The 12783-nt window shown below is 39.4% G+C and carries 12 protein-coding genes; 1 reads left to right on the top strand and 11 read right to left on the bottom strand.

Annotated features, from left to right (window positions below; all coding sequences use genetic code 11):
* Positions 1-18: 18 nt before the first annotated feature.
* From AC6H22_RS03640 to AC6H22_RS03590, 11 genes are all read right to left on the bottom strand, one after another.
* The gene (locus AC6H22_RS03640) at positions 19-492 is read right to left on the bottom strand and encodes a HyaD/HybD family hydrogenase maturation endopeptidase (protein WP_118816958.1); all 474 of its coding nucleotides are present in this window, start codon (positions 490-492) and stop codon (positions 19-21) included.
* Positions 492-2201: a hydrogenase 2 large subunit gene (gene hybC, locus AC6H22_RS03635; RefSeq protein WP_005629303.1), complete on the bottom strand. Its 1710-nt coding sequence runs from the start codon at positions 2199-2201 to the stop codon at positions 492-494. Before hybC ends, AC6H22_RS03640 begins: the two co-directional genes overlap by 1 nt.
* Positions 2201-3427: a Ni/Fe-hydrogenase cytochrome b subunit gene (hybB, locus tag AC6H22_RS03630; RefSeq protein WP_005629305.1), complete on the bottom strand. Its 1227-nt coding sequence runs from the start codon at positions 3425-3427 to the stop codon at positions 2201-2203. The genes hybC and hybB overlap by 1 nt, the downstream gene beginning before the upstream one ends.
* Complete coding sequence (gene hybA / locus AC6H22_RS03625) at positions 3420-4460, bottom strand: hydrogenase 2 operon protein HybA (protein WP_046952857.1); 1041 nt, start codon at positions 4458-4460, stop codon at positions 3420-3422. Before hybA ends, hybB begins: the two co-directional genes overlap by 8 nt.
* Before the next feature lie 2 nt (positions 4461-4462).
* Positions 4463-5608: a hydrogenase 2 small subunit gene (gene hybO / locus AC6H22_RS03620; protein WP_046952858.1), complete on the bottom strand. Its 1146-nt coding sequence runs from the start codon at positions 5606-5608 to the stop codon at positions 4463-4465.
* 209 nt (positions 5609-5817) lie between these two features.
* On the bottom strand, positions 5818-7251 hold the full coding sequence (gene trpCF / locus AC6H22_RS03615) for a bifunctional indole-3-glycerol-phosphate synthase TrpC/phosphoribosylanthranilate isomerase TrpF (protein ID WP_497515374.1): 1434 nt from the start codon (positions 7249-7251) through the stop codon (positions 5818-5820).
* A 62-nt stretch (positions 7252-7313) separates the two neighbouring features.
* On the bottom strand, positions 7314-8315 hold the full coding sequence (gene trpD, locus AC6H22_RS03610; RefSeq protein ID WP_497515373.1) for an anthranilate phosphoribosyltransferase: 1002 nt from the start codon (positions 8313-8315) through the stop codon (positions 7314-7316).
* Between the two features lie 11 nt (positions 8316-8326).
* A complete protein-coding gene (locus AC6H22_RS03605) occupies positions 8327-8713 on the bottom strand; it encodes a tautomerase family protein (protein ID WP_005629316.1) in 387 nt (128 codons plus the stop codon).
* A 9-nt stretch (positions 8714-8722) separates the two neighbouring features.
* On the bottom strand, positions 8723-9307 hold the full coding sequence (locus AC6H22_RS03600; protein ID WP_005697516.1) for an aminodeoxychorismate/anthranilate synthase component II: 585 nt from the start codon (positions 9305-9307) through the stop codon (positions 8723-8725).
* 12 nt (positions 9308-9319) lie between these two features.
* The gene (gene trpE, locus AC6H22_RS03595) at positions 9320-10870 is read right to left on the bottom strand and encodes an anthranilate synthase component I (RefSeq protein WP_005629320.1); all 1551 of its coding nucleotides are present in this window, start codon (positions 10868-10870) and stop codon (positions 9320-9322) included.
* A 257-nt stretch (positions 10871-11127) separates the two neighbouring features.
* Positions 11128-11610 (bottom strand): Dps family protein, encoded by a 483-nt coding sequence (locus AC6H22_RS03590; RefSeq protein WP_005629322.1) that lies wholly within the window; start codon positions 11608-11610, stop codon positions 11128-11130.
* 269 nt (positions 11611-11879) lie between these two features.
* On the opposite strand from AC6H22_RS03590, the gene cdd reads away from it, so the two are divergent.
* Entirely contained in the window at positions 11880-12758 is an 879-nt protein-coding gene (gene cdd, locus AC6H22_RS03585) for a cytidine deaminase (RefSeq protein WP_046952861.1), read from the top strand.
* Positions 12759-12783 lie beyond the last annotated feature (25 nt).

Genomic DNA, 12783 nt, shown 5'->3' with positions numbered 1-12783 from the left:
AAATGTATTATTTCTAATCTATATTTGAACGTGAAATCCATACTCTTTCAAAACGTTTTCTAATGTTTTAAAAATTTCTGGGAATTGTTTTTGGATTGTTTTACTTAATGCAATTTGTGGGTCAAAAGTTTCTGGTTGAACCCCAATTAAACATAGATTTTTAGGGAATTCATCCGTTAATTTCAATGCAGAAAGCACATCACAAATACCAAGTTGGTGTGGTGAAATTTTACGAGAGAAAAATACTGGCACTTGCTCATCATGAAGCACAATGATTTCTCCTGGTTGTTTATTGGCAAGTACGGCATCGATGATGATGATATGCTCACGATTTGCCATTTTATCCAATAATTCCATGCCGCAAGTGCCACCGTCAACCACGTCAAAGTGCGATAAAATTTCAGAGCGATTTTCTAGGGCTTGGGCGATTCGTACGCCCACGCCTTCATCACCGAGTAAAATATTACCAACGCCTAAGATTAATGGCTTCATTAGAGCACCTTCACTTGTGTGACTTCACCATTTTCTGTGTTCACAACATGCACTGCGCATGACATGCAAGGGTCGAAAGAGTGGATTGTGCGCACAACTTCCAATGGTTTTGTTGGATCTGCTACAGGTGTACCGATAATGGAAAGCTCGTAAGGACCCATTTCATCATTTTGGTTACGAGGACCTGCATTCCAAGTTGATGGCACAACGGCTTGATAATTTTCGATTTTGCCATTTTTAACGACAACCCAGTGAGAGAGCATGCCACGAGGTACTTCACCAAAACCAACTCCTTTAAACTCACCTGTTTGTGGAATGTCTGTTTTGAGATAAGCAACGGTATCGCCAGTGCCAATATTATCAACAAGTAGTTTCCATTGTTGTTCAAGAATGTTATTTAGCACGCAACAATGTACGGTACGAGCAATAATACGCCCTAAGGTTGAATGTAAATGATCAACAGATAAGGTATTGCCGCTTAGTTTTTCATACAACCCTTTAATATGGTTAAAGTGATGTAATGTATCTTTATTTTCATTGGCTAAGTTACACATTAAATAGGCAAGAGGGCCCACTTCAACAACTTTTCCGTAGAAACTTGGCGCTTTAACCCATGAATATTTGCCTTCATCTTGCCAGCCAGTATATTTCGGACGTGTTAAACCAGCCCAAGGTTCAAGCGGTTCATCGTCTTCATACCAAGCGTGTTTACCACTTTCTTTAATGCCTTTTACAACAAATTCATCTTTTTGTTGGGTAATTGGGCGGAAACTTGAAATATCAAAGTTTTCAATATAGCCACCCGTTAGAACAAATTTAGAATTATCACCATCAATTGGATATTCAGGTACAGAAAGGTAGTTGCCCGATGTTTTACCAAGATTGAGCCATTCAGGGTAATAAGCCGCAATGATCGCCGCATCAACACGATAAACTTGGGTAACAAAGTCATTTAAACGATCAATACAGGATTTTACAAACATTAAACGTTCTAAGTTTAATACTGATTGAGAGTCTAAGTTGATTGGGTTTGCTACGCCACCAATTGCTAAGTTTTGAATGTGCGGTGTTTTTCCGCCGAGTAATGCCACAATACGGTTACAATCACGCTGACATTCAAGTGCTTGTAAATAGTGAGCCACCGCGATGAGGTTTACTTCTGGCGGTAATTTCATGGCAGGGTGACCGAAATAACCATTAGCAAAAATACCAAGTTGACCACTTTCAACTAAAGATTTAATTTTATTTTGTACATTGCGGAATTCATTTGCACTGTTTAATCCCCATGTCGAAACACCTTTAAGCATTTCAGCGGCTTTATCGGGATCAGCGTTCAGTGCCGCAGTGATATCCACCCAGTCCATCGCAGAAAGTTGATAAAAATGAACGATATGGTCGTGCATGCTATGAGCAGAAAGAATCATATTGCGGATATATTGTGCATTTACTGGCACTTTGGCACCGAGAGCATCTTCCACTGCACGTACACTTATAATAGCGTGAACAGTTGTACAAACACCGCAAATACGTTGCATAATCATCCAAGCATCACGCGGATCTGAACCTTTTACGATATTTTCCATACCACGCCACATTGTGCCTGATGACCAAGCGTTTGTTACTACGCCATTTTCAATTTCACAATCGATACGCAAATGGCCTTCAATGCGTGTGATAGGGTCGATTGAGATACGTTTTTTTTCAGTCATTATTCTGCTCCGCTCATTTTTTTACTGAATTGTGCTTTTTCGGCAATAATTTGTTCCGAGTCTTCATGATGTTTTTCTTTCAACACTGGTAAGACAGGGAATAGACGAATTATTAAAATATAGGCGCAAATTTCGATGGAAACGAAACCAATAGAAATTAGCAATTCTTCTGCTGATGGGAAGTAACGATAGCCATTACCTGGATCGTACATAATCATTGAATAATTTAAACGCCATAGGGCTGCGCCGAGTAACATGCTCAAGGCTGAGATAAACAGCCAACGTGAATCAGATTTTTTCTCACCAAGGAATAAAGTGAGTAATGGTAATGTCATTAGCCATACTTCCATCCAAAACATCCAAGCTTCAAATTTACCAAGTTTATCGAATCCGAATACATAATGGAGTTTGTCATGGTAAATCAATTCGCCAAAGCGTACTGCAAGGAAAAGTGCGATTAATCCAGCGGTCACTTTTGCAAGCTGGGTAAAGAGTGAACGCTCATCTGGTGTTTTTCCTGCTAAACCTGCGCGCACTAAAGAACCTTCAAAAATGACGATAGAAAAGCCCATAATAAATGCGGTGAGTAAGGATAAGATTGGTAATGCTTCATAGCTTTGCCACACTTGATGAACTTTATGACCTGCGGCGATCATTAATGATCCCATAGATGATTGGTGCATCATCGGCAATAGTGCGCCAAGTGCGATGACAAAGAACATAATTTTGTTGAGCTTATTAAACCATTTTTTCAATCCTAAGAACCCGAGCCAGACTGGCGCAAATTCAAGGGTGACGACAATGATGTAAATTGTCATACAAAATGCGGTTTCAAATAACACCGAGTTTGTATTGAATTGACCAGGAATGTAGAAGTAAGGCAAGTGCCAGTAACGACCCATATCAATGGTGATGGAAAGACCACCTAATGAATAGCCGAATAAGCTAGCAAGCAATGCGGGACGCACAAGAGGGTGATATTTCCCTTTGTTGAAAATATATACTGTCCAAGCTAATGCCCAACCACCACAGGCAAAACCAGTACCTACAAGTAAGTCAAAGGAAATCCATAAGCCCCAAGGATAACCGCCGTTAAGTGCGGTGACGGAACCGATACCTAAGAACAAACGCTTAATAATTAATAAGATACAAATTACAGCCAAAGGTGCAAAAAAGAGAATACTGGCGGAAACTAATCGACCGCCCACCGGACGTGGATTACCCATGATGTTCATCCTCCGCTTCTTCCATTTCTTTACGCGCTTGGCGCATTGCTTCTTTTTGCGCTTCAATTCGTTCACGAATCTTATCGCCGTGCATATTCTTATAAGTCATCATTGTTAAACCAGCTAAAGCCACCAGTGGCAATGCTAAACCGCGATACAAGAAGTGCTGTAAATGCGCTGCGCGTGCACCTGTAGCAATATCATCTAACTCAGGGAAACCTAAATTTTCTTGTGGAACCGCACTTAACACTAATACTTGTGTACCGCCACCTTCTTTTTCACCGTAAATACGATATTGATAGGCTGGTACAGTTGCGCGATAAGTATCTTTACTGTTTACATGTTGGCGAGGATAGTCATATTCGGTGCCACGTAATAAACTTAAACGACGTTTTGCTTCCGCTAAAAGTTCTTCACGGGTACCAAAAATAATTGCGCCAGTAGGACAAACATGACAACAACCTGGTAATTCACCTTTATCTAAGCGTTCCACGCCTTTTTGGTTGCAAAGTTCACATTTGCTGATTTGACCAAATGGATTGTCGTAATCATATTTTGGCACATCAAATGGACAACCCACCATGCAATAACGGCAACCAGTACAAATATCAGGATCGTATTTAACAATACCTGTTTTAGGATCTTTGGTTAAAGCCTGTACTGGGCAAACAGAAACGCAGTTTGGATCAACACAGTGCATGCATTGTTTTTTAACATAAGCATAACCGTTTTCTGTTTTATCTTTATTTTTGCCGTCGCCATCGCTCCATACTTGAATCACATTGCGTGTGAACGGAGTGAGTTTGTCATTGTTTGCCCAAGTTTGCTCACCTTTGGGGTTGACAAGTGTTTTATTTACTTGCTGACATTCTGCAACACAAGCCTGACAGCCAACGCAAAGTGTCGAGTCATAAAGCATCCCAAGTGCGCCAGGAATGGGCGGAAGATTTTCCACCGCTTCGGCTTTTGCAACGGGCAGACCTGATGTGACAGTTCCCAGCAGACCTGCTTTAAGGAAATTTCGTCTATCCATCTTTAGTGTCCTTGATCTTGATTGGCTTGATTGTCTGCAGCTTTGTTCGCTTTATGTTGTTTGCTCAATTCTTTCAAGGTCATCACGCTGACACCTGCTAAAATGGCTGCAGCACCGCCTAATAAGCCAATCGCCGTCATTGAGGCACCTTCGCCTTCAACATTGTTTACATCTGGTTTTTCCACCCGTGGCGTTGGATTTTCGACGTTCGCTAATTGGAAAATGCCTTTGGTAAAGCCGATACCTTGATCGTTACAGCCATAGCAAGGATGCCCGATACCCACTGGCCAGTTATTACCACCAACATCACAGAATTCTAGTGTAGAGCAGTTGCCGTAAGTTTCGGGCCCTTTACAACCTAAATGGTATAAACACCAGCCATGACGATGACCATAATCGCCAAATTCTTTTGCGAAACGGCCTGCATCAAAGTGCGGTCGGCGATAACAGTTTTCATGGATTAGACGATCATAAGCAAACAATGGACGATTTAATTTATCCATTGCCGGTAATTTTTTATAAGTGATGATATAGGCAACGGTTGCCAAGAAATTATGTGGGTTAGGAGGACAACCTGGAATGTTAATAATTGGTGTGCCTTTTGGTAAAACTTCAGAAAGACTGACCGCACCTGTTGGGTTGCCACCGCAAGATGGAACACCACCCCAAGATGAGCAGGATCCAATTGCAATAATGGCTGCGGCACCTTTTGCGGCTTCACGAATATGTTCCACAATGGGTTTGCCTGCCACCATGCAGTATACACCGCCGTCTTTAATTGGAATGGAACCATCCACTACAAGCACATATTTGCCGTAATAATTATGGATAGCATTATGTTTATTTTCTTCTGCTTGTTCACCAAATGCAGCAGAAAGTACCTCATGATATTCGAGGGAAATTAAATCTAGCACGAGATTTTCAACAGTTGGGTGGGTTGCACGCAGTAAAGATTCTGTACAGCCAGTACATTCTTGCGCACCAATCCAAAGCACTGGTGGGCGTGCTGGACTGGTCATTGCTGCCGTCATTTCTGCGCCCGCTTTAGAATTTAGCCCCATCGTAGCCGCAAGTGCGGTACATAATTTCATAAAATCTCGGCGAGAAACATCTGCCAATGCAGAAAAAACGCCATCCGGATTATTCATAGTATCACTCCAAAGACACACATTTATTGTGGAAATTGGCCAATGATAAATGTTTTCTTCAAAAAAAATTTGATCATAATCATGAAATGAAGAATTTATAGAATAAATATGTCCAAATTGTGAACGTAATGTTATTGTATTTGAGAGGAGTTCTTATTTGTTTGAAAAGGAACAAAAATAAAGGCTGTAGAATACAGCCTTAGATTGGATTAAGAACAAATTTTTTCAAAAACTAACCGCACTTTTTCGCTATCTTTCACTCCTGCAGTAGTTTCTACACCAGAATTGAGATCAACACCTAAGCAACCTTGCTTAATGGCTTGTTCAATATTGTCGGGTGAAATTCCTCCAGCCAAAATAATTTTGTGTTTCAAGTTTTCAGGAATGACGGACCAATTAAAGGTTTTTCCTGTGCCACCTTGTTGATTATCGGATTGGCTATCGAAAATATAGCGAGCAATATTTAAATCATCAGTAAAATTAACCGCACTTTGTGCTTCAGTATCTATTGAAATGGCTTTCCAAATTTGAGTTTCCTCAGGCAGTTGGTGACGAAGTGCGGCAATAAATTCAGCGGTTTCTGAACCGTGTAGCTGAACGGCATAAAGCTGCAATTGTTTAGCGATTTTTACAATAAAATCAATTTCTTGATTCTGGAACACGCCCACAAAACGAAGTGGTGATGCTGTCACTAATTCTTGGGCTTGACGTAGGCTCACACAGCGTTTTGAATGTTCGACGAAAATTAAGCCGCCGTATAATGCTCCGTTTGCGTAAACCTCTTTGGCATCTTGCGTGCGAGTTAAACCACATACTTTATTTTCTCCAAAAATCACTTCACGCACAGCATTATTTAAATCTGCACTGCCCATTAGGCTGCTGCCGATTAAAAAGCTATGTGCCACTTTTTGCAAATCACGAATTTGGCTATGATTATAAATACCCGATTCGCTGATAATACGTGCATCACTAGGAATACGATCGGCATATTTTTGTGTGAGTTCTACCACGCGGTTTAAATCAACGGTGAGATCGTGAAGATTACGATTGTTGACGCCGATAATTTTTGCACCTAATGCAAGGGCACGCTCAAACTCTGCTTCATTGCTGGTTTCTGTCAATACGCCCATACCGAGAGAATGTGCAAGATCAGCCAATACGCGATAGGTTTCGTCATTTACTACCGAAAGCATTAATAAAATAGCATCAGCTTGATAGTAGCGTGCAAGATAAACCTGATACTCGCTAATCATAAAATCTTTGCACAATACAGGTTGTGAGACAACGTCACGTACTTGCGGCAAATAGTCAAATTTACCTTGAAAGTATTTCTCATCCGTTAGCACTGAAACCGCTGACGCATAATGTTTATACACATTGGCGATTTCATCTAAATTAAATTCACCACGAATTAATCCTTTAGAAGGGGAAGCTTTCTTACATTCTAAAATATAAGCCGGTTTTTGATGGGTGCCTTTAGCCAACGCATAATAAAAAGAGCGGTCAGATTTTTGAATGTTTTCTTTAAATTGTGAAAGCGGAAATTCAGCTTCCTTTGCTTTAACCCATTGCGCTTTGTCTAAGACGATTTTTTGTAGCACCGTAGCAGAGTCAATTGGTTTGGTGAAATCTTGCGTGATCATAATTTTTCTTCTTATTTATTTTTATTGGGGCTTTATTGTGGTGTATCAAATTGGCCTTTATCTTAATATTCTGTCAAATGTTGTAGTGTCTCAAACGCTTTGCCTGATGCAAGGTGAGCTAACACATTTTGAACATTTTGTTTTAAGTCATCATGACCAAATAACTTCAACAATAATGCCACATTTGCGGCTACCGCATTAGCATGTTCTGCTTTGCCTTTGCCCTGTAAAAGTGCGGTCAGATATTGGGCATTTTCTTGCGGTTCGCCACCACGTAAACTTTCTAAAGATTGTGTTTTTAAACCAAAATCTTCTGGGGTTAAAGTGAAGTAGTCAATTTTACCGTTTTTAATTTCTGCCACTTGCGTTTCACCGTGTACCGCGACTTCATCAAGACCCGCACCATGAACCACAAAAGTATGTTGATGGCCTAATGCAATAGCGGTTTCAGCATAGGTTTTCACTAATTCAGGGGCATATACGCCAAGCAAATGATAAGTTGGGCGAGCTGGATTAATTAATGGACCCAAAATATTAAAAAGCGTACGCGTTTTTAATGCGGCACGAACAGGGGCGACATGTTTAAAACCACTGTGATATTGTTGAGCAAATAAGAAGCATACCCCAATATCATCAAGCGCTTGACGAGCTTGCTCTGGTGTGACATTCACATTTACGCCGAGTGCAGTTAATACATCACTGGCACCTGATTTGCTTGATACGCTGCGGTTACCATGTTTGGCCACTTTAGCACCCATAGAGGCTGCAACAATGGCACTCGCCGTAGAAATATTAATCGTGTTTTGACCATCACCGCCAGTCCCCACAATATCCGCAAAAGGGTAGTCAGGACGAGGGAATGATTTGGCATTTTGCAAGGATGCCGATACTGCACCACTTAATTCATCGATAGTTGCCCCACGTACTTTTAACGCAATTAGCATGGCAGCAATTTGTTCATTATTGAGCTCGCCTTGCATAATGGCATTAAAAATAACCGCACTTTCTTCTTTGTTAAGTGTTTTTCCGTTGTAAAGTTGTTCTAATAATTGAGCCGTTTGCATAATCTCGTCCCTTATACGTAAATATCGTAATCTAAATCGCGAGCTTCATCACCAGTCATGCCACGGAAGCCCCAGCAGTGCGCAGGTTGTTCTTTAATCGTAATTTCAACGTTGTGAGATTTAATACCAATTTTGTATTCGAGTTCGCTGAAGAGCATTTTGATTAAACGTTTTTTGGTACCTTCCATACGACCTTGCATGAGGTTAATCTCAATAACAGTGTAATCATCGTTACGATCGATAGGATAAAGAAAATCTTCTTTATCTAAACATAAGAAACGAATCGCATGCTTTCCACGAGGAATATCTAAACCAAGGTTTAAACAGTTATAAATTACTTCTGCAATATCTTGACGACGAGGTGCAAGCACTTCTTTTAATCCATATACGGTAATCATTTTTCTTCCTTAATCTCTGTTTAATAACCATTCCACAGATTGTTGTAATAATTTGGAACCCTGCACAGTAAGGATGCTTTCTGGGTGGAATTGGAAAGCACAAATTGGCAAGGTTTTATGACGAATAGCCATCACGATACCATTGTAATCGGCATTGACAATAAATTCGTCAGGCAGATTTTTACCCATTAAAGAGTGATAACGTGCCACAGGCATTGGGTTGGCAATATCTTTGAACATGGCTTGGTTATCGTGTTGAATGCGCGATACTTTACCATGTAATACTTCGCCTGCATGTACAACCTCTCCACCAAAGGCTTGAATAAGCGCTTGATGGCCTAAGCAAATCCCGATAATTGGCACATCATTTTTTAAACGTTCAATGAGCGGGAGTAAGATACCCGCTTCTGCCGGAGTACCTGGTCCTGGTGAGAGCGCAAGAATTGTATCGGGTGTATTTAATGCCTCTTGCACCACTTGTTCTAAATTGGTGTCATTACGATAAATTTTTACGTTATGCCCAAGCACACGGAATTGATCCACTAAGTTATACGTGAATGAATCGAAATTATCTAAAAAGAGAATATTAGCCATAATTTATCATCCTTATTTTGCTTGGGTATTGATTTGTTTGATTGCTTTAAGCACTGCAGCCGCTTTATGGCGAGTTTCATCCGCTTCCATTTGAGGATCTGAATCCAATACTTCTCCACAGCCGGCTTGAATATGCGCAATGCCATTTTGTACAAAAGCAGAACGAATCACGATACAGGTATCAAAATGACCATCAGACGTGAGATAACCGACCGCACCACCGTAGCTGTGACGTTTTTGTTGTTCAAATTGATAAATCAATTGCATTGCTTTGATTTTCGGCGCGCCAGTTAAAGTTCCCATATTCATACAAGCTTGATAAGCGTGTAGAGCATCAAGTTCAGGACGAAGTTTACCCACTACGCGTGAAACCAAATGCATGATGTGCGAATAGCGATCTACTTGCATTAATTCAGCGACTTTACGTGTACCGCTTTGGCAAACGCGAGCAATGTCATTACGTGCTAAATCTACCAACATTAAATGTTCAGCTTGCTCTTTATGATCAAGGCGTAATTCTAATTCCAAACGTGCATCTAATTCTGGGTCAATATTGCCATGGGCATCAAAACCACGCGGGCGAGAACCTGCAATTGGATAAATTTCTAATTGGCGATTATCCGGTGCATATTTCAACGCACTTTCTGGTGATGCACCGAATAAAATGAAATCCTCATCGTTCATGTAGAACATATAAGGGCTTGGATTGTTATGTTTTAATTGTGCATAGCTCGCAAGGGTATTCGGGCAAGCTAATGAAAAACGGCGAGATGGCACAATTTGGAATACATCACCAATGTTAATATGGTGTTTTAAGGCTTTTACAATGCCCGTAAATTCAGGATCTTCAAAGTTTGTTGTAACCTCATCACTTGCCGTTTTAATAGAAAGAACATTATCAATATTTTTTAGTTTTTGTGCGATGGAAAGCGAGGTTTTCGCAATATTGACTTGTTCTTCTTGAGCAAAACAGAAACTTTTTAGTGTTGCTTGTTGATTTTGATGGTCGATAGTAATGAGGTGTTCGGCAAGATAGAAACTGTAATCAGGGCAGTTTATACCATCATTTTGCAAGGTAATACCATCCATTGGAATAAAATTTGCGACGAGATCGTAAGCAAATAATCCACCTAAGAAAATAGGCGTTTGACTATGTTGATAAAGACTAGAAATAACACGCAGTCCATCAAAAATAGTAGCAGACTGTAATTTGCTATCTTCATCGAGTTGATTATCAAGTGGCGAAAATTGTACAGAAAATTCATCATCAAAATTGACCGCACTTACTTTCCCAAGTGCGGTTAATTTTGGATGAATTTCTTTTAACACTTGTTTTCCATTCTCATTTAATGCTTTAAATGTGACGTTGTGACCTAAGCACGTTATTTTAACCGCAGCATTGACTAAGATAAGGCTTTGTAAACTGTTTTTACTCCCGATTTCGGCAGAGTCGAGTAGAAGAGAATTTGAATTAGGCTGGCAAAGTGTATTAAAAATAGCAGTGGTGTCAGCATAATAAGGAACGGGTTGAGCTGTCACCGCAATAAAGGCTTGAGTTTGCATATTGATATCCTTTAGAAAACTTTTGTACTATTAAACTAGTACAAAAGAGATAAGTCAAGCCTAATTAATATTTTTTTAAGTATTTTAAGAAAAATAACTAATTTATGTTAAAAATAGAGAGGATATTTGGTTAAGTCTAGTTAATTAAAAGGACCAATTTCTGGGATATAGAACTTGGTCCTTGTATTAATTTAGCCTAACTTTTTTAGAGTTAGATAGATTGCACGTTAGTTTTTGTTAGAGTTGAAATTTACCTATTAAGCATGGCAAGTTTGGCAAGCTGCTTGGAACATCCATACTAATTTTTCTTGTTCTTTAATGTAGTCACTCATTTGTGATGCAGTACCTTCATCATCAGCATCACCTGCAAGAGCGAGAATTTCACGTTGTTGGTCGAGTAATGTTTTTAAGCCTTGTAATGTGCCAGATAAACATTCTTGTGCGCCGCTTACTGCAATATCTTCTTTAATACGAGATACTTTTAAGTATTGGCTATATGCGTTATTTGGTGTGTAACCTAAAGTTAAAATACGTTCCGCCACTTCATCAACTTTGGTGATTAAATCTGTGTAGATTTCTTCAAATTTTGCGTGTAATGCAAAGAAATTTACACCTTTAATGTTCCAGTGGTAACCACGTACATTAGTATAGAATACTTGGTAGGTTGCAAGTAATTCGTTAAGTTTATTGGCTAATTCTGCTGATTGAATTTTGTCTAATCCGATAGATGTTTTTGACATAATAATTTCCTTTTTCTAGTTAAATAATTGAGCTAATGCCCTGCCTTTGATATGGGTATTATACGTTTCTAGAATTTGCTGTGAAATTGTTCTATTCAATAAAATTGATAGCCTTTGGCTATATGTTAATAAATTGTAATAATTTTAATCTATCAAAATAAGTGATCAGGATCACAGTTATAAGGAATACTTTGGTAAAGGGTCGCAGCTGACAGTAAATTTTGCTTTAATAAGTGCAGTTATAATTTTTAATATTTTAAGGATGTCTTATGCAAGAACTTATTAAGCACGCATTGCCACAAGATGATGCACTCAATCAAGCTATTGTTGATGAAATTCGTTTGCAAAATTGGGCTGGCTTTTTAAATCGTTCCCAGGTGGAGCAGCTTTGTCGTGATTTTGAACTTACGCCATTAAAATTAGCTATGCATTTGTTGCCGATTGCGGCGAGTTATAGCCATACCGCTATTTCTCATTTTAATGTGGGGGCCATTGCTATTGGTGAACAAGGTGATTTTTATTTTGGCGCGAATCAAGAATTTTCTAATTCAGCCATTCAGCAAACGATTCATGCAGAGCAAAGTGCAATTTCTCATGCATGGTTGCGTAATGAACGTCGTATTTCAGACATGGTGGTTAATTACACGCCGTGCGGGCATTGTCGTCAATTTATGAATGAATTGCATGAAGCTGAAAAAATTTCAATTCATTTACCACATAGCCAAAATAATCCGTTACATTCTTATTTACCAGATGCTTTTGGACCGAAAGATCTCGATATTGCAGCGCATCTTTTAGCGGTAGAAAATCATTATTTAGTGGCTGATCACCAAGATGATTTGATGAATCAAGCTATTTTGGCGGCAAATCAATCTCATTGTCCTTATTCAAATAGTCCGCATGGCATTGCAATTTTATTTAAAAATGGTGATGTGGTGACAGGACGCTATGCAGAAAACGCAGCATTTAATCCGAGTTTGCCAGCGTTGCAAACCGCATTTAATTTTGCTTATTTAAATGATAAAAAATTGAGTGATATTGAGCGAATTGTGATGGCTGAAAAAGCATTAAAACTAAGCCATAAAACGATGGCTGAAACGCTACTCTCTAAATTAACATCGGTGAAATTAGAGTATCATTCATTGTAAGTATGAAAGAGTTTTGATTAAAAAT

The sequence above is a fragment of the Haemophilus sp. THUN1690 genome, from assembly GCF_059704375.1.
This window is presented reverse-complemented; position numbering and strand designations above follow the sequence as displayed.